Genomic DNA, 26,074 nt, shown 5'->3' with positions numbered 1-26,074 from the left:
CCCTTCATATAGGAGCAATCCAAACATGCGCGAAAAGTCTGAGATATGGCTTTTCGCTTTTTTTTGTTCAAGTGGGACTTCATAGGGAGTACGTTTTTCTTTTCATATTTCAACGTGGTAGAATAAACAATAGAACAATGGTGAGGAATTACTGACGGGATCAATGTCCCGAGGAGGTTCACGATATGGAAAAACGACTCGTTTTAATTGATGGAAATGCAATGGCCTATCGTGCTTTTTTGCACTGCCCCTATTAAGTAACGAAAAGGGCGCTTATACAAACGCTGTGTATGGTTTTACGACGATGCTTTTGAAGGTTCTTGAGGAAGTAAAGCCGACACATATACTCGTCGCTTTTGACAAAGGAAAACAAACCTTTCGACATGATACGTATAAAGAATATAAAGGTACGAGGCAGAAAACGCCTTCTGAGTTGTCTGAACAATTACCAATGATTCGAGAGCTCCTTGAAGCGTTCGGCATTCAAACAGATGAATTGGAACGCTTTGAAGCGGATGACTTAATTGGGACATATGCCAGGCTAGCTGAAGAAAAAGGCTTTAAAGTCGACATCATTTCCGGCGATAAAGATTTACTTCAACTCGTAACGCAAGATACAACTGTGCGGTTATCACGAAAAGGTATTACAGACATGGATGTGTATGATCCTGAAGCGCTGTTTCAACGATATGAGTTACAGCCACAGCAAATTGTTGATTTAAAAGGACTGATGGGCGATTCCTCAGACAATATCCCGGGTGTGCCGGGTGTCGGTGAAAAAACGGCGTTAAAGCTGTTAAAACAGTTCGGCACTGTGCAAGAAGTATATACACATTTAGACGATGTGACCGGGAAAAAGCTTAAAGAAAACTTAACCAATTATCGTAAAGAAGCAGAGATGAGTCGCGAACTTGTAAAAATTGATCGTCATGTGCCAGTGGCTAAAGAGCTCGAGCAAATGAGCTATATCACGTTTGATGCCGATAAAGTGCGTACGCATTTCCGGGAACTCGGTTTTTCCTCTTTGCTGTCACGTTTGCCTGATACGGATCATGGTGATGGTGAACCGCAAGAAGAAACGAAGATAGAAGTTCATCAAATTCAAACGACCATTCCCTCAGAAGCGCTTAGCTCGCCCGCAGCTATCGTGATTGATATTCCTGATGAAAACTATCATACGGCCCCAATTCAAGCAATTGGTATTGCAAATCAAAATGGTGTTTATTCCATTCCAGTGGACATGCTTGATACATCAATAGAACTGCAAGAATGGCTAGCTTCTGAAGATGAAAAATGGGTGTACAACGTAAAAAAAGCGCTCGTCGCTTTAAAATGGAGAGGCTTAGACTTACGTGGCGTACGATTTGACGCATACATTGCCTCGTATTTAATTAATCCCGGAGATACGAATGTCGATTTACATGATATTGCGGCACGGTTTGGAGGAGAAAGCGTCCGTTCACAGGAAGCCATTTACGGAAAAGGAGCCAAGTTTGCTGTGCCAGATGAACAAACCCTCGCTACATATGTGGGAGAGCAAGCGCAGGCACTTTTTCAGCTTAAAGAAACACTTTGGAATGAATTAGCAAAACGGGAGATGGAGCTTCTGTTTGAAGAGCTTGAGCTACCACTTGCCTTTATCTTAGGTGAAATGGAGTTTAATGGCATTTCAGTCGATGTGTCGACGCTTGAGAACATGGGGGGAGAGCTTGCGGCGAAATTGACAGAGACAGAAGCGCGGATTCATGAGCATGCAGGAACGTCGTTTAATGTCAACTCTCCGAAACAGCTCGGCGAAATATTATTTGAGAAACTAGAGCTGCCGGTAATTAAAAAAACAAAAACAGGATATTCAACCTCAGCTGATGTACTTGAAAAGTTAGAGGACCGCCATCCCATTATTGAAGAGATTTTAATGTATCGTCAGCTTGGAAAGTTGTATTCGACATATATTGAAGGCTTACTGAAAGTTGTCTCTGAAGAAACAGGTAAAATTCATACTCGCTTTAATCAGGCACTCACGCAGACGGGGCGATTGAGTTCCACTGAACCGAACCTACAAAACATTCCGATCCGGTTAGAGGAAGGTCGCAAGATACGAAAAGCATTTATTCCATCCAAGGAAGATTGGGTGCTGCTGGCAGCGGATTATTCACAAATCGAGCTGCGCGTTTTAGCTCATATTTCAGAAGATGAAAAGCTGATTCAAGCTTTTCAGGACGATGAAGATATTCATACGAAAACGGCCATGGAAGTGTTTCATGTGACGGCTGATGAAGTGACGGCGAACATGAGACGACATGCGAAGGCTGTCAATTTCGGTATAGTGTACGGGATTAGTGATTACGGACTTTCACAAAGTTTAGGGATTACTCGAAAAGAGGCCAATCAATTTATTGAAAAATATTTAGAGTCCTATCCAGGCGTGAAACAATATATGGATCAAAGCGTCGAGCGAGCACGCAAAGACGGATATGTAACGACGTTATTGAATCGTAGGCGTTACTTACCGGATATTAATAGCCGCCAGTTTAATCAGCGCAGTTTTGCGGAACGTACCGCGATGAACACCCCGATCCAAGGGACAGCAGCTGATATCATAAAGCAAGCGATGGTGCGTCTCGATAAGGAACTAAAGCAGGAAAATGTGCAGGCGCGCGTCCTTCTGCAAGTACACGATGAGCTTATCATTGAAGCACCTAAAGGAGAGCTGGAGTGGCTAGAGAAAAAAGTGCCGTCCGTTATGGAACAAGCGATGACATTAGACGTCCCATTAAAAGTAGAAATGTCATATGGCAGCACGTGGTATGATGCGAAATAGGTGAATGGTCGTGGAGAGGAGATAGAGGCATTGCCAGAGTTACCAGAAGTAGAGAGTGTACGCCGTGCGCTTGAGCGCCTCATTTGTGGCAAAGTAATTGAGCGGGTGGACGTATTTTGGCCTAAAATTCTAAAAAGACCGGATGATCAAGCCCTTTGGACACCAATGCTTTCAGGGGCTTCGTTTCAATCGGTTTCGCGAGTCGGAAAGTGTTTAATATTGTATACCGAGCAGCTTGCTCTCGTGTCACATTTACGTATGGAAGGAAAATACGAGCTTGCTTCTTCAGCAGAAGGCAGGGACAAGCATACACATGTCGTTTTTGTTTTTAATGATGGGACCGAATTACGCTACAATGACGTTCGCAAGTTCGGCACGATGCATTTGTATGAAAAAGGCGAAGAACATTTAGAAAAACCATTAAATCAAATTGGTCAAGAGCCAATTGACCCTGCTTTTGACATTGAAAAATTTGCTCATGCGGTTGGACGGACGAAGCGGGTAATTAAAGCTGTCCTCCTCGACCAAACGATCGTCGCAGGGCTAGGTAATATTTATGTTGATGAGACGCTCCATCGTGCTCTTCTGCATCCGTCAACCCCAGCCGACCAATTGACGCGGGACGAAATTGAACGCATTACTGTTGAAATGAAACAAGTTTTGCATCAAGCGATTGAAAAGGGTGGGACGACGATCCGTTCGTATCATAATGCTCACGGCGATGAAGGTCTTTTTCAAAATCATCTCCTCGTCTATGGTCGCGTGAGTGAAGCTTGTCAAATGTGCGGCACACCAATCGAAAAAACGGTCGTTGCCGGTCGAGGGACCCATTACTGTATTGAATGTCAGCCTCAGAAGCACTAACATCGGACACCATTCTCCCATAAGATAAATCATCTGACTGAACGATGGGGGAGCTGATATTGGTGTCATCTTTGTTAATGATTGCCCTGCTTGCATTTGCAGTAAGTTTAGACGGCCTTGCCGTAGGGTTATCGTACGGTTTACGTCGTATTTATATCCCGTGGTCGAGTGCCCTGCTGATTGCTACTTGTTCCGCTCTTATTTTTTTAATCGCGATGCAGTTTGGATCACTTATTGCGCTTGCGCTTTCAGAAAGTCTTGCCGAGACGATTGGTGGCTGGATCTTTATTGTTTTAGGAGGCTGGATCGTTTTCCAGTTGTATCGGCAAGGAGGAGAGCAAGAAGAAGTTCCGCAGTTAAAGGAAGAGGATGGGGAAAATGCATGGATCGGCGTAATGAAAAAGCCTTCTACTGCGGATATTGACCACTCAGGTTCGATTGTAGGAATAGAGGCTGTTTTTTTAGGCGTGGCGCTGTCATTGGATGCTTTTGCTGCGGGTGTCGGTGCCGCGCTGCTTCTTGTTCCGCCATTACCAATAAGTGCTGGTATTGCTTTAACGAGCATTATTTGTTTGCAGTTAGGCGTTTGGTTAGGGCGATCGGTTCGCGGCGTACGATGGATCGAGCGGTGGCGCTTTTTACCAGGACTCGTTTTAATTATGATGGGCTTGTGGAAAATATAATTGACAGGAGGTGGTTCAGCGGTGAGCATAGTGATCGGTTTAACAGGAGGTATCGCCAGCGGAAAAACGACGGTGGCACAATGGTTTATCGAAAAAGGCTGGCCTGTTATTGATGCAGACATCATATCGCGCGAAGTCGTTCAGCCAGGTGAAGTGGCGTATAACGCCATTGTGCAACAATTTGGAAAGCGTATTCTCACCGAAGATGGACATATCAATCGTAAGAAGCTCGGACAGATGGTCTTTTCCGATCGGGAGCAGCGTTCTACTTTAAACGAGATCATTCATCCGACAGTAAGGAAGCGAATGCGTGAGCAAAAAGAAGCCCTATTGGCGAAAAATGTGCCCGCCATCATTTTAGATATTCCGTTATTGTTTGAAAATGAACGCCAAAAAGAAGTCGATACGACCTTACTGATTGACGTTTCTGCGGATGTTCAGTTGCAACGGCTGATGAAGCGAAACGATTTAACAAAAGAAGAGGCGCAGCAACGAATCAACGCACAAATGCCACTGAGTGAAAAACGACGATTAGCTGATGCTTGTATTGATAATTCTGGTTCGCTTGACGAAACGTATCGTCAGCTACAAGCATGGGTCAACGAACAAGGATTAACGAATGCATTTTTGTGAACATAGGGGCACACTGTAGGTAAGCATCATAAGTAAAAGGGCAACAGAGCACAGTTTGAGTTGCCCTACTCTCCACAATAATCGCTTTACTACTATAGTGAATTTAGAGGGTTTATTAGGTGAATCAGTTATGCTCTGCTTCAACAATCATTCTAAACGCATTTTTATCGATATAACAACGCTTCGAATACTTAAATCCCTTCATAGATCATCTTCACGTGTTTTTCTCATAAATATCATTCATTACATACCTCGCGCAATAATGCCTTCCTCATTCATTTTTTTCTCATCTAATAAAGCTTAGGTCACCACCTCCATAAACCATCGTGAATTGAGCGATTTTCGCATATCCTTTAGCAATCGTTATCTATAAAAGCGTTTTTCTAAATGAATAAGTCATATGTAAAAAAGTGGTTTTTATATAAGCAAAAAAAGCTTGCCAAGATCGTGTTATAGCGCATAAAATAGAACAGGCTGGCACTTATGAAGACAAGAAGCTTCACAGTCATAGACAACAAATTACGGTGATACAGAAAGAATGTGGCTAAACCATTCGAAATGTTTAGCATAGACTGCCGAAGTATCAACGTATAGCCTTTTCGGTTTCTTGCTGCTTTAGGTAGCGATGAAAAAATTGCTTTGTCTTGCTGTTTTTTATTGCTGTAACTGTTGTAAAATACGGAGCAGTGAGTAAAATAATATTTAGGATTACATCATCTCAAACATCAAAGCAATTGGATGAAGCTGCTAAAAGGGTTAGGACCTCTTTGGACTAACTTTCCCCCATGGTAGTGCAAAAGAACATTCAAGGGCAATGAAAGTTTTATGAATAAGGGGGAAGTGACTATGGAAACATTTGGTCGTCACGTCATCGCAGAGCTTTGGGGTTGTCATGTAGATAAATTGAATGATATGAAATACATTGAAGAAACTTTTGTTGAAGCGGCGTTGCAAGCTGGTGCTGAGGTAAGGGAAGTTGCCTTTCATAAGTTCGCACCACAGGGTGTCAGCGGGGTCGTTATTATTTCGGAATCACACCTAACCATTCACAGCTTTCCTGAGCACGGTTATGCGAGCATCGATGTATATACGTGCGGTGATCAAATTGATCCTAATGTAGCTGCTCATTATATTGCTCAAGAACTGGAAGCATCAACCAATGAAACCATTGAAATTCCTAGGGGCACAGGACCTATTCAAGTGAAGGAAAGCAATGCAAAAGCGTTGTCATAAACTATATGAATAAGGTACACTAGAAGAGGTGAATCATCGCCTCTTTTTTTGTTTGTAAATAAACATATCATGTTAAACTTTGATAAAGAGAGCGGGCAGAACAGTGATCGTAGGATTGAATGAATGGACGGAGGGGTAAAGATGAATTTTAGACAATTTTTCGATAAATATTTTAACTCTCACTCAGAGTCTAGAGAGAAGCACTGGGATGAAAAGTTGCAAACAAGGTATTATAAGGCGAATAAATCGCAAACGGTCGATGCTGTCGCTGCAATGTTTAAAAAAGAGAAGCAGTATGAAGTTACTTCTATTCAAAAGGAACGGGGAGAAATTGGGGCGACCATTCGGGGAGGTAAAAAAGCATTCGTTGTTGTCACAATCATTGAGGTTCGTCCATATAAGACGGCTGTCGATTTCTCTGTGACATCTTCAACAGTGTTGCCGTTTGATTTTGGCTCATCCCACAAAAAGATCACTCGCCTATACGATCAACTAGACAAAACGCTCACATTCATAGGAACAGGATTAAGTAACGGTTAATTTGGTAACGACATACCCTTTTCAAATGTGGCAGATTGCTTTAAAGTAATGATACATAAAACTAACGTGACCACTTTTGGGAGGGAGTGTTATGAAGTGTCCGAACTGTGGAAAGAACAGTTCTAGAGTTCTGGATTCCAGACAAGCTGACGAAGGACATTCGATTCGTCGTCGGCGAGAATGTGAAGAATGTAATTATCGCTTCACGACCTTTGAAAAGGTAGAAGCGATGCCTTTGCTCGTCATAAAAAAAGAAGGCACCCGTGAAGAGTTTAGCCGTGAAAAGATGGTTAGGGGTTTAGTAAAAGCCGTTGAAAAACGACCTGTTTCAATGCAGGTGCTTGAGAACGTGTCTCGTGAAATTGAAAAGGAGCTACGAAGCCCAGGCGTTTCTGAGGTCACTTCCGAGGAGATTGGTGAACTGGTTATGGATCACCTTGCCAAAGTTGATGAAGTCGCATACGTTCGCTTTGCGTCCGTGTATCGACAGTTTAAAGATGTAAATACATTTCTTGATGAGCTAAAGGATTTAATTAAACAGGAGCAAACCGTCGACGATCCGAAAGAACATAAGTAAGGATAGGTGATGGCCGTGACCGAGCATTGGAAGGAAGTGCTCCCAGTCGATTCGTATCAGATTATGGCCCATGGCACTCTGCAAGGAGAGGCGCATGCGGCTCTTCACCTTCTCTATCAACCGCTCGTTGGCGCTTCGGCAATTAGTTTCTATCAGACGCTTCTCTCGGAGTATCTACGATGCCCAGGGAGGCAAGCGATTCATACGCATCATTTTCTAATGAATATGCTTCACGTGAATATGTCACAACTGTTTGAAGCTAGACGATCGCTTGAAGGGATTGGGCTTTTGAAGACGATGCGTAAAAAACTTCCACTCAACAACACTTCGTCTATCAGCTTCAAGCGCCTCTCATGCCCGCTGAGTTTTTTTCGGACGGGCTTCTTAATATTTTTCTGTATCAACGTATTGGAAAAACGGCTTACAATCAGGTGAAACAATTGTTTGAAATTCCTGATCTGTCATTGGAAGCGTATGAAACCGTTACTCGTCCGTTTAATGACGTGTTTAAAAGTGTTCAATTCTCGGAATTAAAGTCTGTAGAGACACCGCCGTTGACTGAAGGTAAAACCTATGAGCAGTCGAATCATTCGACAGGCCCTGAAATTAGTGACGATGTTTTTGACTTTCAGTTGTTTTTATCCGGTTTATCTGAATTGATGATTCCGAAAGAAGCAGTGACACCTGATGTGAAAGCAGCCGTCTATAAGCTAGCTCTAGCTTACGGTATTCACGCGACAGAAATGAAAAAAGTTGTGATGAGTGCGTTAACGCAATACGATGAGATTGATATTGAGCTGCTCCGTAAACAGGCAAGAGAATGGTATCAATTTGAAACAGGCGAGACGCTTCCACACTTTATTCATCGCATCCAGCCTGCCCCGCAGCAGGAATTTGTCGAGCAAGTACCCAAAAACGAAGAAGATCGGCTCATTCAAGCATTGGAGCAATCTTCCCCTTATCAGCTCCTATGTGATTGGTCTGGCGGAGCAAAGCCCTCCGAGGCAGATTTGCGGATGGTGGAGGAAGTGATGTTTCAGCAGAAGCTCACCCCAGGCGTCGTCAATGTTCTTCTCTACTATGTCATGCTAAAAAGTGATATGAAGCTGAATCGAGGCTACGTAGAAAAAATTGCTGGACACTGGTCCCGTAAACATATTTCTACAGTGCGCGAAGCGATGACGCTTGCTAAAGAAGAGCATGCAAAATATAAGCAATGGCAGGAGGAGAAGCGTCAGCCCTCTGCCGCTAAAAAAACGGCCATTCGCGCTGAAAAGCTCCCATCGTGGGCGAATGAATCGCGTAGTGACTCACCATCAGAGCCGATGAGCGAGGAAGATGAGTTGGACAAAGTACGGCTTGAAGAGCGTCTAAAGCAATTTGCTTCATTTTCCCAAAAAGATACTGATTGAGGGAGGTGTGTCGAATGAAACCGATACAACAAACGCTACGATCACTCGGGCGGCAAAATGCTGATTTTCAACAGAGGACAAATGAATTACATCAGCAGGTACTCGCTCATCCTGACGTTCGTGCATTCATTGAAGAACATCGTCTCACGCAAAAACAAATTGACCGAAATATGATGACGTTTTATGAGTATGCAACACAGGAGACAAATTGCGAACATTGCCGTGATGCTGCTCATTGTAAAAACGTTGTGAAGGGGTACATTCCCCATCTTGCGTTTATACCACCGCGCGTGGAGATACGCTATGATAAATGTCCGCAAGCAAAGCGTGAGTTACAGGAGAGAGAGCTGCGGTCACTCGTGCAATCGATCTCTATTCCGAATGATATTTTACAGGCGAGTATGGCTGACCTCAACGAGTTGGATGAAGCGACAAAACGCAGGGCTGTTCATTTTGCCGTTGATTTTGTCGATTCATACAACCCCACGTCGCCCCCAGCTGGTCTTTATATTCACGGCCCATTCGGTACTGGGAAGACCTATTTGTTGGGAGCAATCGCTAACGAAATGAAACGAAGGCATCAAGTAGGCTCTTTGCTCGTGTATGTTCCCGAGTTTGTTCGTCAATGTAAGCAATCTTTAAGAGATGATTCGTTAAATCAAAAGGTGAAAGCTTTACAAGAAGCAGATGTATTGATGCTTGATGATCTTGGTGCGGAATCGATGTCGAGCTGGATTCGTGATGATGTGCTTGCTCCTATCCTACAGTATCGCTTAATGCATAAACGTCCACTCTTCATCTCTTCAAATTTTAGCTATAGTGAATTGAAGCATCATTTTCTTATACTCAGCGCGGTGAGCATGAAGAATTGAAGGGGATGCGTCTGATGGAACGGATTCAGGCTCTGACCATTCCAGTTGAATTACACGGACAGAACCGGCGTGGTACGACAACATCGTAAATCATAAGTATCGAACGAGACTTATTAGAGTGCAGACCAAGTTCACAGCGACTTGTTTTGCACTTTTTTGGTGCGCAATCTCTTCGTTTTGCGCACGATGTATACAATAAAATATGGATGGGTGTCCGCGTTGTCTATACGCTGCATTCTAAGTTAGGCTAAACTAAAAATTCAAATGCTCGATTCATTAATGGGCAAATTAACAGTCAAGGAAGGATTATCACAGACAATCGAGTACTGATAATGCATATATATGATGATCAACGCTTAGTAACACGGGACTTTTACTTAAAGCATTTTTAAATTTTTGGATTAATGGACAACGCCAGGAATTATAGGAGGTTATTAACTTGAATTTAATCGCCTCATCTGAACGAGCCGTTTTTGTTGGTGATAACATAAAGGCTGGTATAATCCATTCGAAGGAAATCGGAATGCGAACCATCTTAAAACAAAGGTAGCGATACTACAGGTAGTTATCCTGATGCGATTTGTAATGATTTAATGGACATTCCTAATTTGATCAACGGTTTTTCCTAATAAAGCAAAAAGGGCAGCCATTAACCTGCCCTTTTACTTATGCGCTTAATCAGTTAACTTTTCAATTGATCTGATCTGTCAAAAATATTTTTCGCTCGGAAAAGGAACCCGTTAACTTATTTGGCGGAGGTCTTTTTTTTTCGGGTATCATTTTTTTGTTCTCTCTCCATATACATGTAACACGAGAAAGGAGGGAGGGACGAGACGTGTTCATCCGATTTTCAACTGTGATGTACGATGATGTAATCAATTTGGCGGAGGGGCTTCGGCAACGTTTGAAGCTAGACCACGATGATGTACAAGTGTGGTCAACGCTGCACGAGGTCTGCTTACGTATGCATTGCCCTGCATTTTCAAGAGATTTTTATATAAAAGGAGTTCCTGTCTTCGTGCAATGGATGATGGATACACAGGAAGCGTCTTTGGTGACACAGATTTTACGCCATACCTATGCCTACGAAAATGATGATGAAATTAATTATCTCATGAATATGGTCTATCTTTTACTTGAAGGAGAAAAGCCGGACATCCCAGGAAGCGTTCAGCTCGTTCAAGAAAGGCGAGATTGGCTCGTTCAGGGGTGGTCTCAGCTTGAAGAGCATATATCGTTTTCGTTTGAGTCATTTGTTCAGTTTCGTCTAAAAGGGTATCGTGATTGTCTGGAACGGATTGTTGAAAAAGCGATCGAAGAAGCGAAGTTAGAGGAGGAATATCAGTCGTTTATCGATACGTTACGTCAGTTTGTTGAATCAAGACAATACAGTGATGTAACAGCTCGAATTCGTTTTGGGGAGCACTGTCAATTGTTTTCCGAAGATTTTCGCTTGAAGCGCACGGATTTTTTGCTTGAGGACTGGCCGTCGTCCATTTATGCTTATGAGCCAGGAAATAGTCGATCAGTTGTGATGGCAGCACTTTTGTCCTTAAACCCTCAGCAGCTCATCGTGTATGGGGATGAGGTTGGAGAACCAATGATTCAAACGATTAGAAATGTTTTCCAAGAACGTGCTGTATTAAGGGCGAAAGGGCAATTTGATGAAGACACGAGACAATGGCATTTAAAGAACGCTTGAAGTCATAAGGGGTTGGAGGTATAATACATACATCATAGTGTTATGCAGCGAAGATAAAGGCCACCGGCTTTGGTTTGTGAGACATACAGAGAAGAGCTGTCTGCTGAAAATGCTCTGTTTCATGCAAAGTTGACCCCCTTTTATGCTCCGGCAAGGTAACAATTGCTGGCGGAAGGCCCCGTTATGGCTTCTTGAGTCTGTTTGTAGCGTCTAGGTGCAGGCAGAAAACAAGGGTGGAACCACGATCGCTCGTCCCTTTTTTCAGGGAGGGGCTTTTTTGTGTTTTTATTGGGGGCATGGTTCATTATCTCGCTTCATATTCAAAAAATAGGAGGTTAAAGTATGTCGTCAAACATCCAACTGACATTTCCAGATGGTCATATAAAGGAATTTGCCAATGGAACGACGGGGGAAGAAGTTGCTGCCAGCATTTCCCCAGGATTAAAGAAAAAAGCGCTAGCGATTGCGTTAGATGGCCAACACTACGATTTGCGGCGCCCGATTCAGCAAAGTGCGTCGATTGAGATTATTACACCAGAAACCGATGCCGGTTTAGAAATTTTGCGACATTCAAGCGCGCATTTAATGGCTCAAGCTGTCAAACGTCTGTTTTCCGATGTGAAGCTTGGTGTAGGCCCTGTCATTGAAAATGGCTTCTACTACGATATTGATATGCCCCATACGTTAACACCTGAAGATTTGCCTGCGATTGAAAAAGAAATGAAAAAAATTGTCGACGAAAATCTGCTGGTGGAGCGGGAAGAAGTCAGTCTAGAAGAAGCGCGCCGTATTTTTGCAGATATGGGTGATGAATTAAAGCTGGAGCTTCTCGAAGACATCCCCGCAGGTGAAGCGATTACGTTATATCGTCAAGGAGAATTTTTAGACCTTTGCCGTGGGGTGCATGTTCCTTCGACGAGCAAGCTGAAAGTATTTAAACTCATGTCCATTTCGGGAGCGTATTGGCGCGGTGACAGCAACAACCGAATGCTGCAGCGAATTTACGGCACCGCTTTTGCTAAAAAGGAAGAGCTGAAGCAACATCTCATTTATTTAGCGGAAGCGAAAGAGCGTGATCACCGTAAGCTTGGAAAAGAACTGGAGATCTTTACTGTAAGCCAAAAAGTCGGTCAAGGTCTTCCGCTTTGGCTTCCAAAAGGCGCAACGATTCGGCGAACGATTGAACGCTATATTGTCGATATTGAAGAGCGGCTCGGTTATGATCATGTCTATACGCCGGTGCTTGGAAGTGTGGAGCTATACAAAACGTCAGGACATTGGGATCATTATCAAGAGGATATGTTTCCAACGCTCGAAATGGATAATGAAGACCTCGTCTTACGGCCAATGAATTGTCCGCACCATATGATGGTATATAAAAATAAAATGTATAGCTATCGTCATCTCCCCGTCCGAATCGCAGAATTAGGAACGATGCACCGTCATGAGATGTCGGGTGCACTAGCTGGCCTTCAGCGGGTTCGAGGAATGACTTTGAATGATGCGCATATTTTTGCTCGCCCGGACCAGTTAAAGGACGAATTTATTCGGGTCGTCGAATTGATCCAAAAAGTGTACGAAGACTTTAAAATCGGCGATTACTACTTCAGGCTCTCTTACCGCGACCCTAACGATAAAGAGAAATACATCGATAATGATGACATGTGGGAAAAAGCCCAGGCACTCTTAAAAGAAACAATGGAAGAAATGGGCATGCCTTACGTAGAAGCCGAAGGAGAAGCAGCTTTTTATGGACCGAAGCTTGACGTGCAAGTGAAAACGGCATTAGGTAAGGATGAAACACTGTCAACCGTGCAGCTTGATTTCCATTTACCTGAACGCTTCGATCTAACATATATCGGTGAAGACGGTAAAGAACATCGCCCAGTGGTTATCCATCGCGGTGTCGTTTCAACGATGGAGCGCTTTGTCGCCTTCTTGATCGAGGAGTATAAAGGGGCCTTCCCGACCTGGCTCGCCCCAGTGCAAGTGATGGTTATCCCGGTATCGCTCGAGGCACATCATGATTATAGCCAAAAGGTAAAAGAAGTACTTCAGAATGAGCGAGTGCGTGTAGAGATTGATGAGCGGGAAGAAAAACTCGGGTATAAAATCCGCGAAGCGCAGACGAAAAAGATCCCGTATATGATCGTTGTGGGCGATCAAGAACTGGCAGATCAAGCTGTCAATGTTCGGAAGTATGGATCCAACGATTCAGAAACAGTGTCGCTTGACGAATTCGTTTCGTCAATTGTAGAAGAAATTCACCAGAAAAAAGCGTAATAAATTGAGCAACAGCTAAAATGGAAGCGACCATCCAGGTGCCTGTTAAGGGAGAGGAAGAATGTTTCTTTTTTAAAAAACTTGCTTTCCCTTTACTGCTCCTGTATGATAGATGATGTTGTCCGACGGAAGACGCCATCATTGACAGCACACCTTCCAAACGGTATAATATATTATGAAAACAAGAAGAAGCACCCGCTTCTCACCTGATTCGACGCTTTATAGAGCTGTTGGCAGGTTCATGACTGGATGTTTTATGTCGCCTATCATTTAGTGCGCATGAGGCAGAGGTATGTGTGTGGGTGCAGAAGCCGACACTTTTTTTGTGTTTGGATAAAAGAGTAATACAAACGAGTAAAAAACCTATGGAGGTGGCTCTGATTAGCAAAGAGTTTATTGTCAATGAATCCATTCGTGCCCGTGAAGTAAGGGTAATTGGCGTGAATGGTGAGCAAATTGGTGTGAAAACGCGGCAGGAAGCTTTAGAAATGGCCGCAAATGCCAATCTTGATCTGGTTTTGGTCGCTGCACAGGCTAAACCGCCGGTTGTCCGCATTATGGACTTCGGAAAGTATCGTTATGAGCAACAAAAGAAAGATAAAGAAGCTCGTAAAAATCAAAAAACGATTCAGGTGAAAGAAGTACGCTTAAGTCCTGGTATTGAAGAACATGATTTTAATACGAAGCTTCGCAATGCCCGCAAATTTTTGGACAAAGGCGATAAAGTGAAAGCTAGCATTCGCTTTCGCGGTCGTGCCATTACTCACAAAGATCTTGGTCAGAAGGTTCTTGATCGGCTTGCAGAGGAATGTAAAGACCTTGGTACGATGGAGGTTCGTCCAAAAATGGAAGGACGAAGCATGTTTATTTTAATGGCTCCGGTCAACGAAAAAAAGTAAACAAAGTTTAGAGAGCTTTGATTTGTTTTGAAGGAGGAATAAGAAATGCCAAAAATGAAAACGCACCGTGGTGCTGCTAAGCGTTTTAAAAAGACAGGTTCAGGTAAACTGAAGCGTGCCCACGCATACACTAGCCATATGTTTGCTCACAAATCTCAAAAGCAAAAACGCAAATTGCGTAAAGGTGCTCTTGTAGATGCTTCTGATATGAAGCGTATTCGTCAAATGCTTGATAACGTAAAATAATTTGAACCATAAATACAACCGTTTATAAAGACTAAGTGTCTTTATACGTTGGATTGGTTTTGATTCGGAGGGATTATCGATGCCTAGAGTAAAAGGTGGGACGGTTACACGCCGTCGTCGTAAAAAGCAGTTAAAGTTAGCTAAAGGATATTTTGGCGCGAAGCACTCTTTGTTTAAAGTCGCTAACCAGCAGGTCATGAAATCATTGCAATATGCCTACCGTGACCGTAGACAGCGTAAGCGTGATTTCCGTAAGCTTTGGATTGCACGTATTAATGCAGCTGCACGTATGAATGGACTTTCATACAGCCGTATGATGTACGGTCTTAAGCAAGCGGGGATTACAATGAACCGTAAAATGCTTGCTGACCTTGCTGTTCACGATGAAAAGGGTTTTGCAGATCTTGCTGCAAAAGCGAAGGAACAACTATAAGTATGAAACGAACCGGTCTTCCTTGAGGATCGGTTTTTTCTTGTGCGCCAGGCATGGCGACGATCTAGGTCGTGAAAGTCTACAATATCGTCAGCCACAATCTACATTGAAACGCCGTCTAGAAAATCGTTGTGTGAGGGAAAGTATTATTTTCCTGCTGCTCGACTTCAAAATCACGAATTTCTAACAAATACATTTTTGAAAGGCTTAAGGTGGGAATATGATCTATGGTGTACTCTTCGTCATCTTCATGTGCAATGGGTACGCGTTTTTGTTGATGGCCCTCGATAAGAAAAAGGCAAAGGCTGGCTCACGAAGGATACGAGAACGATCACTTTGGAAAGCCGCGTGGTTGTTCGGTGCAGCTGGTGCTTTAGCAGGGATGTATGCTTACCGGCACAAGACGAAGCATCGCTCCTTCGTATGGGGAATGCCATTGTTGCTCTTTTTGCAAATCATGATTTTCGTTTTTGGTTTATCGTGGTGGGTTACAACAACATGAAGATAGGTATTTGAGCATATAATGGCAGTGTCTTCTACTGAAAAAAGAAGGGAGCGAAACATGTGTGCAGGAATGGCTTGACATCGCATCCGTCTGGGTGGCTGCAGCTGGCATCTTTGCGCCTTTAATCTTTCTTGGTCTGCACATCATTCGTCCGTTCTTGTTTATTCCAGTCTCGGTTTTATGCCTGTTAGGTGGCGTTCTGTTCGGGTTTTGGTTAGGAAGTTTTTTGTCTATATTAGGGTTATGGGCCGTATGTGAATGGTTTTACTGGGGTGTACAAAAAATACCGTGGTTACACAGGAAAATCAATCATCTGAAGGAGTCGTACGGGGGACAGAGAAAGTGGACGATTTCTCAGTTGGTAATGTTGCGCCTCGTGCCATTTATGCATTTTCATTTTGTGTCTCTATTAGTTATGGATTATGCAAAGACACGAAGCGCGTACCGTTTTTATTCACTTGTAACCATTGTTCCGACCGCTTTTTTGTACACAATATTCGGCCGTTCGCTCACGAAACTCCCTCCGCTTGTTGTTCTCGGAAGTGTGCTTGTGCTTGGCGGATTCATTCTTAGTGCACGGCAAAAGCTGACGACTCTTGCTTGGGAAGAATTTTTTGCGATGGCAGAACCCTCTAAATCTCGTGCGGACTAATCATGAAGAAGGCTGAAAGAGCTGTTTGACAGGGTCATCCCAAAGCACATCTGCGTTAGGGTAATAAATGAATACTTCACGCTCAATAAAATAAAAATCGTCTTTCGTCATCCCGCTAAGACGCTTAGGGTTTACTGGCCGAAGGATTATGGAGATCACTTCAAATCCTTCCTCAGTCGCTCCAAGTGTCTTTTTTCCTTCAAATGCCAGCCCTTTATACGTAATCTTCAAAGTATCCACCTGAGGTTCATCATGCAAATAAAAGTCATGTGTTTCTTTAGCTCTATGGAGCTTTCGTTGGGGTTGATTCATATATTTGACAAGACTGTACGCGACAAAAGCAACGGCAACGATGAGAACGAGGATAAAAAGCCACTGCATAGGTTCATCCACTCCCTTTATCAATCCTTCTATATACTATATATACTTTTCCCGTAAAGAAAAAGTTTCAAGTTGAATTTAAAAGATTCCACGTTTGTTCTCGTTTACCAAAAGACGTATAATAAGGATATCATAAACAAAAAGGAGAGGTACGTAATGGATGAAAAGCTTCAAATGCTTAAAGCACTAACTGACGCTAAAGGAATTCCTGGTAATGAAGCAGAGCCTCGCAAGGTTATGGAACAATACATAAAGCCGTTTGCCGATAATGACGGCGTCACAACCGATCATCTAGGAAGTTTAATTGCAAAAAAAACCGGTAAGGAAAATGGGCCAAAAATTATGGTTGCAGGGCACCTTGATGAAGTCGGTTTTATGATTACACATATTGACGATAAAGGTTTTTTACGTTTTCAAACAGTTGGAGGCTGGTGGAGTCAGGTGATGCTCGCTCAGCGAGTGACCATTGTGACTTCAAAAGGCGATGTAACTGGCGTCATCGGATCAAAACCACCACACGTACTTTCTCCAGAAGCGCGTAAAAAACCAGTCGAGATCAAAGATATGTTCATTGACGTAGGGGCGACAAGCAAAGAAGAGGCAGAGTCCTTTGGTATCCGTCCTGGAGATCAAGCAGTACCTTATTTCGAATTTACTGTAATGGATAACGAGGATATGTTGCTTGCAAAGGCATGGGACAACCGAATCGGTTGTGCGATTGCGATTGATGTTTTAAGAGAACTAAAAGGAAAAGATCATCCGAACGTCGTATACGGTGTCGGAACGATTCAAGAAGAGGTTGGTCTGCGTGGAGCAAAAACGTCAGCTCACTACATCCAGCCGGATATTGGCTTCGGTGTTGATGTTGGGATCGCGGGAGACACGCCGGGAACAAGTGAGCAAGACAGACATGGCACCTTAGGAAAAGGTCCACAAATTGTATTATATGATGCGTCGATGATCTCCCATAAAGGGCTTCGTGACCTAGTGGTAAAAACTGCGGAAGACAACGACATCCCATTTCAGTATGAATCCATGCCTGGCGGCGGTACAGACTCAGGAAATATTCATGTGACTGCAAATGGTGTTCCATCGTTATCCATTACTGTGCCGACACGATACATCCATTCACACGCTGCAATTTTGCATCGAAAAGACTACGAGCATGCTGTTGAACTGATCGTTAAAGTCATCGAGGCTTTGGATAAAGATACGGTGCATCGTCTAACATACGGAGACTAATCTCACATAACTAATAAAATCTCCAGCCAGGTAAGGATGGCTGGAGAATCTTTTTAAGGCTTTCCTTTATCTAAGCCCATCGTATAACGTTGAAAGCATTTGCTCCTGCTCTTGTTCGTCGGATTGTTGCCAGATGATTTCAAACAGGACGCCTAAGCCTGGAAGCATTTTTTCTTCACCGCTTTGGATGGCATCAAGGATGGTACCTTCCAATTCCTCTTTTGAATTCGACGCCACATTGGCAGTAATGGCTTTTCTTAAATTCAAATCCATTGTCTTCGCCTCCACGCGACAGATTTGCATCTGTCTTCTTTTTGTTATACGGTGCTTAGTGTATGGGAAGGCGAAATTGATTATTCAACAACCTTTAAAAAGAGAGGCCCCATGCCATCGTGAAAACAATTCATTCGACACAAAATTCATTTGTGAAGCAGTTAAAGAAATTGCATAAGAAAAAATATCGAGATCAAATGAGTCAGTTTTTAATTGAGGGTCCACACTTATTTGCTGAGGCTCTTTCTGCTGGTCAGGTGATGCCTTATCTGCTTGTGGAAGAAGACAAGCTGCAAACATTTCAGCCGCCGAAAGATAGTGAAGTCATCATATGCAGTGAAGATGTGATTCGGACGCTCAGTCAAACAGAATCACCACAAGGGATCATCGCTGTTTGTCACATCCTTAAGCCTCCTATGACTGATATTCTTCAAAGCAACTGCAGTCTTGCGCTGCTTGATGATATTCAAGACCCTGGGAATCTCGGCACCTTAATTCGTACGGCTGAAGTCCTTGGAATGACGGCTGTTGTTTTAGGGAAGCATTGTGCTGACATGTATAACAGCAAAGCGGTCCGTGCGACACAAGGGGCGCTGTTTCATCTCCCCGTCATACGAGACGATTTAAATGGTTTGGTGAACAAGCTAGCGCAAGCGAACGTTCCAATCTTTGCAACAGCGATGGACGGTTTGCCGCTAGAGAAAGTTCAAATCGAGCGAAAATATGCTGTCGTGTTCGGCAATGAAGGTCGGGGCATCGACGAGCACTTACTGTCGGCTGCAAACGAGCGTATATCGATCCCGATGGCAGGGAAAACGGAGTCATTAAACGTCACCGTTGCTGCTGGCATTGTGATGTACGGTTTGCAAGCGAAAAAAAATGGCTAAGAAAGACTTGTTTTCTGCAAAAGGCGCCGTTATACTAAGCGATAGAACAAGGCGAAAAAAAGCTAAGAATGAGCTAAGTAGAAATCCAGTGATTCTATGTACAGGGATGGGTGGTCAAGGACTGAAAGCCCCCACAAAAGAATTGGGTTTTGAATTCACTCAGGAGCTGGCACCGGGAGTCTCTACGGAGAGATGAAAGGTGGCCCGGACCTTCACCGTTATTGAAGTCAAGTTGGGCAGTTTGTGCCAACAAGGGTGGTAACGCGGAATGAGTCCGTCCCTTTTTTAGGGGCGGATTTTTTATGTTCTATATGTCATTCTTTAGTATATGAATTTGTGCTCCGGCAGTTTTTAAGGGAAGGAGCCAGAGGAGGATGAAAAGCAATGAAAGATAAGCTGATTGCATTGCAGGAGGAAGCACTTCAGGCGATAAAGCAAGCGACACGTGTAAAGGATCTTCAAGACACAAAGGTCAAATATTTAGGTAAAAAAGGGCCGATGACAGAAGTGCTTCGTGGCATGGGTAAGCTGTCTGCGGAAGAACGACCGGTCATCGGACAGGTGGCGAATGAAGTACGAAGCGCGATTCAGATTGCCATTGACGAGAAACAAGAAAGTCTCCAAGCTGAGGAAATGCAGCGAAAACTAGAACAGGAAACGCTCGATGTCACGCTTCCGGGGATGCCCCAGCAAGTAGGACACCCACATCCTTTGACGCTCGTTATTGAAGAGATTGAGGATTTTTTCCTATCAATGGGTTATACGATTGCTGAAGGGCCTGAGGTGGAGAGTGATTATTACAACTTTGAAGCGCTCAACATGCCGCCCGATCACCCGGCTCGCGATACGCAAGACTCATTCTACATTACTGAAGAGTTCCTGCTTAGAACGCAAACATCTCCAGTTCAACCGCGTTCAATGGAGAAGCAGAACGGAAAAGGACCACTTAAAATCATATGTCCAGGGAAAGTGTACAGACGGGATACCGACGATGCTACACATTCGCACCAGTTTATGCAAATTGAAGGCATGGTGATCGATCGGGGCATTCAAATGAGCGATCTCAAAGGCACTCTTGAGCGCTTTGCCAAAGAAATGTTTGGTGAAGAACGTGATATCCGTTTACGTCCTAGTTATTTTCCGTTTACTGAGCCATCCGTTGAAGTTGATATCTCTTGTAGTATATGTCAAGGAGAAGGCTGCTCGGTATGTAAGAAAACGGGTTGGATTGAAATTTTAGGCGCAGGAATGGTTCATCCGAATGTGCTAAAAATGGCAGGTTTTGACCCTGAAGAGTATTCCGGCTTTGCTTTTGGGATGGGACCTGACCGTGTAGCGATGCTTAGATATGGCATTGAAGATATTCGCCATTTTTACACAAATGACATTCGTTTTATTCAGCAATTTAACAGGTAAGGGAGAGTTGAGAGCATGCTTGTTTCTTATAAATGGTTGAGTCAATATGTAGATGTCTCTACAGAGTCACCAGCAAATCTTGCCGAAAAAGTGACTCGGACAGGAATCGAAGTAGAACAAATCAGCCAATGGAATTCTACACTCGATCATATCGTTCTAGGATACGTTGAATCGTGTGAGCCTCATCCTAATGCCGACAAGCTCAGCGTCTGTCAAGTACGTGTCGGTGATGAAGAGAGCGCGCAAATCGTTTGCGGTGCGCCGAATGTAGCTGCTGGTCAAACGGTGATCGTAGCACGCCCAGGCGCTCGTCTTCCTGGTGGCATTAAAATCAAAAAAGCGAAGCTTCGTGGCACAGCCTCTGAAGGAATGATATGTTCTCTGTCAGAGCTTGGCATTCCGCAAGCGCTCGTTCCGAAAGAATATGCTGACGGCATTTTTGTCTATGATGGTGAAGCTGACGCAGGGACACCAGTGAGCGATGCATTGCAGCTTGATGATACAGTCATCGAGCTTGAGCTGACCGCAAATCGTGGCGATTGTATGAGTATGGTCGGTGTCGCTTATGAAACCGCAGCAATTCTTGAAGGCGATGTGAGTTGGCCGAAAGAAGACATTCAGGAAAGTGAACTTGACGCTCATGATGCGATTGAGGTCATTGTTGAAGCACCTGAGGACAACCCGTTATATATCGCCAAGATGATTGACAATGTTACCATTAAGCCAGCGCCATTTTGGATGCAGCGTCGACTGATGAGCGCCGGCATCCGTCCGATTAATAACGTTGTTGACATTACAAACTACGTATTACTTGAATACGGACAGCCGTTGCATGCCTTTGACTACGACCGGCTCGGGTCAAAGCAAATTGTTGTACGTCATGCCAAAGCGAACGAGAGTATGATTACACTTGACGGGCAGACACGTTCATTAGCTGAAGGGCAGCTTGTCATTACGAATGGCATGAAGCCGATTGCGATGGCAGGTGTCATGGGAGGTCAAGATACAGAGGTCACATCGGAGACGACGACCGTCTTGCTGGAAGCGGCTTACTTCTCTCCGGATGCCGTTCGCCAAACGTCAAGAGCTCATGGTCTTCGCAGCGACTCGAGTGCACGCTTTGAAAAACGTGTTGATCCTGAGCGAACAATAAAAGCAGCCAACCGTGCCGCTTATTTGCTGGAAAAATACGCGGGAGGGTCAGTGCGAAAAGGTTCTGTCACCGCAAAAGCGACAGTACCAACAGCTCAAACGGTATCTGTATCGCTTGAGGAAATCAATGGATTACTTGGTACGACACTTTCTGAAGCTGAAGTAGAACGTACGTTAACAGCCTTGCATTTTTCCGTTGACGTATCGAATGGAGTGTTTCATGTCATCGTGCCGACAAGGCGACCTGATATTTCCATTGCTGAAGATTTAATTGAAGAGGTTGGTCGTCTTTACGGATATGATCGTCTGCCTGCGACAATTCCTGCATCCATACCAGCAGACATCGGTTTAACACCAACACAGCAGTCGGTACGAAAAATGAGGAGATTGCTTGAAGCTGCGGGTATGCACGAAGCAATTACGTACTCTTTAACACATGAAAGTAAAGCGAGCCAATTTTCTATGTATCCAGAACTTCGCTCTCTTGCAGTCGCGTCACCAATGACTGAGGAACGCCAAGTCTTGCGTCATAGTTTGTTGCCTCATCTGCTCGATGCAATTGGCCACAACCAACGTCGTTCAGTAGCGAGAAGAGCACTTTACGAAGTCGGTTCTGTCTATGTATCAGAGAGCGGTCCAGAACATCATGAAGAGCATCGACACGTTGCAGGCGTTATATCAGGTGAAGTCCAAGCGCAAAGCTGGCTTGCGCAAAAGCAAGACGTTGACTTTTTTTCATTAAAAGGCGTTGTCGAAATGCTTTTCACTGAGTTTGGTGTTACAGGTCAAGTGTCATTTAGAGCAGATCAGCGCGAAGAATTGCACCCTGGAAGGACTGCATCGATCGTTTACGATGGAGAAGTGATTGGATTTATCGGTCAATTGCATCCACATGTTGCACAAGAACTCGATCTTGATGATACGTACGTTTTTGAATTAAAAACGTCACCATGGATTCTCCAAAGTCAAGCGAAAAACACATACGTACCTGTACCTAAATACCCTGCAGTGACGAGAGATATTGCTTTAGTTGTTGATCAAACGGCATCTGCTGGTGAGATTGAAATGCAAATGAGACAAGCGGGCGGTTCATTATTGACAAATGTAGCATTGTTTGATGTGTACGAAGGAGAGCGTCTCGAAAAAGGAAAGAAATCACTCGCATTTTCACTCCGGTTTAGTCATGCTGAACGCACACTTACAGATGAAGAAGTGACTGAAGCGTATGAAGCAGTTCTAGGTAAATTAGAGCGTACGTTTGGCGCAGAGCTACGTTCATCATAACTAAATGTATAAACAGTCGTAATCATTAGCTAACGGCTAAGCGTGTAGACAAAATCATTTTTGGTTTTGTCTACATTTTCTTTTTAGTCGAACATGCGTGCAAAATTCCTTAAATCAGATCAAAAAACTCGGCAGACGAAGAACGTAGGCGGAGAGAAGACTCAAAAAGAACGTGCAGTTCATGAGGCGTGACCGACGGTATGTAAAATGTTAATCCAACAGGTTGAGTCCTTAATTTTAATCAACGGTTTAAGGAAATAAGTTACTAACGCGTGAAAAGTGATCCGATTAAATTGGCAAAATGGTAAAATTCCCTTGCAAATGACAGGAAAATCACCTTTTTCGACGAAATAATACATGAATATCCCTGATTTATTTTCTTTTAAAAAGGGATTCGTGTTATCATACTAAGAAGATTGTCAACTTTTTAGGGGGTATTTTCGTTGTCTAGTAAGAATAAAAATAAAACAACTATCCAAATCCTTGGACAATCGTTTACGATCGTTGGTTCAGAAAATACTTCCCATATTCGTGAAGTGGCAGAAACCGTGGACGAAACTATGAGGGAAATAGATTTAAAGCACCCTTACTTAGGGATGAACCGAGTGGCTATGCTGACAGCGATCAACATTATGAGCGATCATTTAAAATTACAGGAATCGTACGATCAACTGCAAAAAGAGCATGATTTATTGCAGGATTATATTCGGAAAGAGGAAAAACTAAAGGATGCTTAACGTCATTATATTTGTAATTCTTTGTGCCGGCTTTTTTATTGGTATTCGAAGAGGCCTCATTCTGCAAGTGATACATATGGCAGGTCTAGTCATTTCATTTATTGTTGCTTTTTTATATTATAAAGAGTTTAGTCAAATGATAAAATTTTGGATCCCTTATTCTGGAGGTGAAGACGGTACTTTCGCGTTGTTTGCGGATGGTATCTTTTTGGAACAAACGTTCTATCAAGGGGTCGCTTTTGCTGTTCTTTTTTTTGGCACGAAAATTATCCTGCAAATGATCGGTGCCATGCTTGATTTTTTAGCGGACTTGCCGCTGTTAAGTACGGTAAATCGCGCGCTAGGTGGGGCATTTGGGTTAATAGAAGTCTATCTTATCATTTTTGTCCTATTATATGTCGCAGCATTAACGCCTGTCGAACAGGTACAGCGAAGTATTGATGATTCGAGTATAGCTAAAGTCATCGTTGAAAAAACGCCTATACTTTCCCAGGAAATAAAAGAGCGCTGGTTTGTTCAAACGAACCAGTGACATAAAAGCTTCTCCTAGTTCCTGTTAGGAGGAGCTTTTAGCGCTTTTTTATCGGGTGATTTAGGGCTGTGATCTATCTTTCGTTAATGAAGGAGTGTAGACATGAATAAAAAAGAGATTATTCGTGTGTTAGAAACCATCGCTGTTTTGTTAGAAATCAAAGGAGAAAATACGTTTAAAACGGCTGCATACCGTAGAGCAGCGGCTGCCTTAGAGCAGATCGAGAAAAGTATGGATGAGATCGAGGATCCATCTGCCTTAAAAGGAATCGGGAAAGGAACAGCACAAGTCATCTCAGACTGTGTTACGAACGGCCATTCACCTTTGCTCGAAGAATTGGAGGCGACGATTCCGCCAGGGTTGCCACCTTTGTTAAGCCTTCCAGGACTAGGCGGCAAAAAGATTGCCAAGCTCTCACAGGAACTTGGCATTCGTGATGCTGCAACGTTAAAAGCAGCGTGTGAACAGCAAAAGGTTCGCCAGCTTCCGGGGTTTGGTGAAAAATCAGAGCTGAAAATACTAGAAGCGCTAGAAAAGAATGAGGATACGAATCAAAGGCTGTCCTATGCTTCTGTTCGCACATTTGCGCAGCGGTTGCTGCATGAAGTATGCCAACTTGAAGGCGTTGAAAAGGCTGAGCTTGGAGGAAGTTTCCGGCGGACTGAAGAAACGGTGAAAGATCTTGATATGATTGTTGCCACTAAACATGCTGCAGGCGTCAGTGAACGGTTAAAGACGATGGACAGTGTTGAAGAAGTGATCGCTGGCGGTGAAAAAAAAGTGACGATTCGCGCGGATCATCCGTCGATTCAAGTCGATTTTCGCCTCGTTTCTCCTGATGAATTTGCGGCGACGCTTCATCATTTCACAGGTTCTAAAGAGCATAACGTTCGGATGAGGCAGATCGCCAAGGAACGGGCAGAAAAAATCTCTGAATATGGCATTGAAACAGAGCATGGACTAGTCGTTCCAGAGAGTGAGGAAGCTCTTTATGCACGATATAACCTGCCGTGGATGCCTCCAGAAATACGTCAAGGCCATAAAGAATTTGACCTCGTAGAACGTATTCCGGAACTCCTCAAGCTTTCTCATGTTCGTGGTGACCTCCATATGCATACGACATGGAGCGATGGTGCGCATTCGGTTGAGGAAATGGCACTTGCAGCTAAAGCGAGGGGCTATGAGTATATTGTAATCACAGACCATTCAGTATCACTCCGAGTAGCAAATGGGTTAACCTCTGACCGCCTGCGGCGACAAAGCGAAGAAATCGATCGAGTGAATGAACAAATTGGAGGCATTCATATATTTAAAGGGACTGAAATGGACATTCTTCCAGATGGGTCATTGGATTATGAAGATGACTTGCTACAGGAAATGGACTTTGTCATTGCCTCGATTCATTCATCATTTCAGCAGTCGAGTGACAAAATCATGCAGCGTCTTGAGAATGCTTTGAAAAATGCTCATGTTGATTTAATTGCTCATCCAACGGGACGCTTGATTGGAAGGCGTGATGGCTATAAAGTTGATGTTGACGCTTTAATCCACCTCGCAAGCGAAACGAATACAGCTTTAGAGCTGAACGCCAATCCAAATCGATTCGATTTGCATCACAGCTGGCTTGAAAAAGTTATCGCAGCCGGTGTGCCAATTTCTATTTCAACCGACGCCCATAGCATTGAAATGCTTTCCGATATGGAAGAAGGTGTTCGCATCGCTCGCAAAGCGTTTGCGAAGCCCGAGCAAGTTTTAAATACAAAGTCGAAGAACGCTTTTAAACAGTGGATCAATCGACCGAATTTGAAGTAGAAA

25 protein-coding genes and 1 pseudogene are annotated in these 26,074 nt (G+C 43.6%); 24 read left to right on the top strand and 2 right to left on the bottom strand.

Annotation, left to right across the window (positions count from 1 at the left end; genetic code table 11):
• Positions 1-185 precede the first annotated feature (185 nt).
• The 17 genes and pseudogenes from polA (at position 186) to G4V62_RS08550 (ending at position 16,355) form a co-directional block, all read left to right on the top strand.
• Positions 186-2,821 (top strand): annotated as a pseudogene (polA, locus tag G4V62_RS08630) (DNA polymerase I).
• 30 nt (positions 2,822-2,851) lie between these two features.
• Positions 2,852-3,685: a DNA-formamidopyrimidine glycosylase gene (gene mutM / locus G4V62_RS08625; protein WP_165201246.1), complete on the top strand. Its 834-nt coding sequence runs from the start codon at positions 2,852-2,854 to the stop codon at positions 3,683-3,685.
• A gap of 62 nt (positions 3,686-3,747) precedes the next feature.
• Complete coding sequence (ytaF, locus tag G4V62_RS08620) at positions 3,748-4,368, top strand: sporulation membrane protein YtaF (protein WP_165201244.1); 621 nt, start codon at positions 3,748-3,750, stop codon at positions 4,366-4,368.
• 21 nt (positions 4,369-4,389) lie between these two features.
• Positions 4,390-5,001 carry a dephospho-CoA kinase gene (gene coaE, locus G4V62_RS08615; RefSeq protein WP_165201242.1) on the top strand — a complete coding sequence of 204 codons (612 nt, stop codon included), beginning with the start codon at positions 4,390-4,392 and terminating at the stop codon, positions 4,999-5,001.
• An 846-nt stretch (positions 5,002-5,847) separates the two neighbouring features.
• Entirely contained in the window at positions 5,848-6,234 is a 387-nt protein-coding gene (gene speD / locus G4V62_RS08610) for an adenosylmethionine decarboxylase (protein ID WP_165201240.1), read from the top strand.
• A gap of 141 nt (positions 6,235-6,375) precedes the next feature.
• Positions 6,376-6,774: a cytosolic protein gene (locus G4V62_RS08605; RefSeq protein ID WP_246218342.1), complete on the top strand. Its 399-nt coding sequence runs from the start codon at positions 6,376-6,378 to the stop codon at positions 6,772-6,774.
• A 91-nt stretch (positions 6,775-6,865) separates the two neighbouring features.
• On the top strand, positions 6,866-7,351 hold the full coding sequence (gene nrdR / locus G4V62_RS08600) for a transcriptional regulator NrdR (RefSeq protein WP_165201236.1): 486 nt from the start codon (positions 6,866-6,868) through the stop codon (positions 7,349-7,351).
• 15 nt (positions 7,352-7,366) lie between these two features.
• On the top strand, positions 7,367-7,786 hold the full coding sequence (locus tag G4V62_RS08595) for a replication initiation and membrane attachment family protein (protein WP_165201234.1): 420 nt from the start codon (positions 7,367-7,369) through the stop codon (positions 7,784-7,786).
• A complete protein-coding gene (locus G4V62_RS08590; RefSeq protein ID WP_512698559.1) occupies positions 7,705-8,763 on the top strand; it encodes a replication initiation and membrane attachment family protein in 1,059 nt (352 codons plus the stop codon). The genes G4V62_RS08595 and G4V62_RS08590 overlap by 82 nt, the downstream gene beginning before the upstream one ends.
• A 14-nt stretch (positions 8,764-8,777) precedes the next feature.
• Positions 8,778-9,635 (top strand): primosomal protein DnaI, encoded by an 858-nt coding sequence (gene dnaI, locus G4V62_RS08585; RefSeq protein WP_165201230.1) that lies wholly within the window; start codon positions 8,778-8,780, stop codon positions 9,633-9,635.
• An 835-nt stretch (positions 9,636-10,470) separates the two neighbouring features.
• Positions 10,471-11,337 carry a putative sporulation protein YtxC gene (locus G4V62_RS08580; protein ID WP_165201228.1) on the top strand — a complete coding sequence of 289 codons (867 nt, stop codon included), beginning with the start codon at positions 10,471-10,473 and terminating at the stop codon, positions 11,335-11,337.
• A gap of 342 nt (positions 11,338-11,679) precedes the next feature.
• Positions 11,680-13,620 carry a threonine--tRNA ligase gene (gene thrS / locus G4V62_RS08575; protein WP_165201226.1) on the top strand — a complete coding sequence of 647 codons (1,941 nt, stop codon included), beginning with the start codon at positions 11,680-11,682 and terminating at the stop codon, positions 13,618-13,620.
• Positions 13,621-13,985: 365 nt separating this feature from the next.
• Positions 13,986-14,519, top strand: coding sequence for a translation initiation factor IF-3 (gene infC, locus G4V62_RS08570; protein WP_165201224.1), 534 nt, complete (start codon positions 13,986-13,988; stop codon positions 14,517-14,519).
• Positions 14,520-14,564: 45 nt separating this feature from the next.
• Positions 14,565-14,765, top strand: coding sequence for a 50S ribosomal protein L35 (gene rpmI, locus G4V62_RS08565; protein ID WP_165201222.1), 201 nt, complete (start codon positions 14,565-14,567; stop codon positions 14,763-14,765).
• A 79-nt stretch (positions 14,766-14,844) separates the two neighbouring features.
• Positions 14,845-15,198: a 50S ribosomal protein L20 gene (gene rplT, locus G4V62_RS08560; RefSeq protein WP_165201220.1), complete on the top strand. Its 354-nt coding sequence runs from the start codon at positions 14,845-14,847 to the stop codon at positions 15,196-15,198.
• 220 nt (positions 15,199-15,418) lie between these two features.
• Complete coding sequence (locus G4V62_RS08555; protein WP_246218341.1) at positions 15,419-15,700, top strand: DUF1294 domain-containing protein; 282 nt, start codon at positions 15,419-15,421, stop codon at positions 15,698-15,700.
• Positions 15,701-15,764: 64 nt separating this feature from the next.
• A complete protein-coding gene (locus G4V62_RS08550; RefSeq protein ID WP_165201218.1) occupies positions 15,765-16,355 on the top strand; it encodes a TVP38/TMEM64 family protein in 591 nt (196 codons plus the stop codon).
• Here the strand turns inward: G4V62_RS08550 and G4V62_RS08545 are convergent, their stop codons facing one another.
• Complete coding sequence (locus G4V62_RS08545; protein WP_165201216.1) at positions 16,356-16,736, bottom strand: sigma-w pathway protein ysdB; 381 nt, start codon at positions 16,734-16,736, stop codon at positions 16,356-16,358.
• A gap of 156 nt (positions 16,737-16,892) precedes the next feature.
• On the opposite strand from G4V62_RS08545, the gene G4V62_RS08540 reads away from it, so the two are divergent.
• Positions 16,893-17,978 (top strand): M42 family metallopeptidase, encoded by a 1,086-nt coding sequence (locus tag G4V62_RS08540; RefSeq protein ID WP_165201214.1) that lies wholly within the window; start codon positions 16,893-16,895, stop codon positions 17,976-17,978.
• Between the two features lie 66 nt (positions 17,979-18,044).
• Here G4V62_RS08540 and sspI read toward each other — a convergent pair whose 3' ends face one another.
• A complete protein-coding gene (gene sspI / locus G4V62_RS08535) occupies positions 18,045-18,251 on the bottom strand; it encodes a small acid-soluble spore protein SspI (protein ID WP_165201212.1) in 207 nt (68 codons plus the stop codon).
• Positions 18,252-18,370: 119 nt separating this feature from the next.
• Here sspI and G4V62_RS08530 point away from each other — a divergent pair, with 119 nt between their 5' ends.
• The 6 genes from G4V62_RS08530 (at position 18,371) to polX (ending at position 26,071) form a co-directional block, all read left to right on the top strand.
• On the top strand, positions 18,371-19,138 hold the full coding sequence (locus G4V62_RS08530; RefSeq protein WP_165201210.1) for a TrmH family RNA methyltransferase: 768 nt from the start codon (positions 18,371-18,373) through the stop codon (positions 19,136-19,138).
• Between the two features lie 384 nt (positions 19,139-19,522).
• Positions 19,523-20,554 carry a phenylalanine--tRNA ligase subunit alpha gene (gene pheS / locus G4V62_RS08525; protein WP_165201207.1) on the top strand — a complete coding sequence of 344 codons (1,032 nt, stop codon included), beginning with the start codon at positions 19,523-19,525 and terminating at the stop codon, positions 20,552-20,554.
• A gap of 15 nt (positions 20,555-20,569) precedes the next feature.
• On the top strand, positions 20,570-22,990 hold the full coding sequence (pheT, locus tag G4V62_RS08520; protein WP_165201205.1) for a phenylalanine--tRNA ligase subunit beta: 2,421 nt from the start codon (positions 20,570-20,572) through the stop codon (positions 22,988-22,990).
• A 443-nt stretch (positions 22,991-23,433) separates the two neighbouring features.
• Complete coding sequence (zapA, locus tag G4V62_RS08515) at positions 23,434-23,727, top strand: cell division protein ZapA (protein ID WP_165201203.1); 294 nt, start codon at positions 23,434-23,436, stop codon at positions 23,725-23,727.
• Positions 23,720-24,259 carry a CvpA family protein gene (locus G4V62_RS08510; protein WP_165201201.1) on the top strand — a complete coding sequence of 180 codons (540 nt, stop codon included), beginning with the start codon at positions 23,720-23,722 and terminating at the stop codon, positions 24,257-24,259. The genes zapA and G4V62_RS08510 overlap by 8 nt, the downstream gene beginning before the upstream one ends.
• A 102-nt stretch (positions 24,260-24,361) precedes the next feature.
• Complete coding sequence (gene polX, locus G4V62_RS08505) at positions 24,362-26,071, top strand: DNA polymerase/3'-5' exonuclease PolX (RefSeq protein ID WP_165201199.1); 1,710 nt, start codon at positions 24,362-24,364, stop codon at positions 26,069-26,071.
• Positions 26,072-26,074 lie beyond the last annotated feature (3 nt).

The sequence above is a fragment of the Litoribacterium kuwaitense genome (genome assembly GCF_011058155.1).
Taxonomy (GTDB): Bacteria; Bacillota; Bacilli; order Bacillales; family DSM-28697; genus Litoribacterium; species Litoribacterium kuwaitense.
Note: the sequence above shows the minus strand (reverse complement) of the source record. Positions and strands in the feature narration are given on the sequence as shown.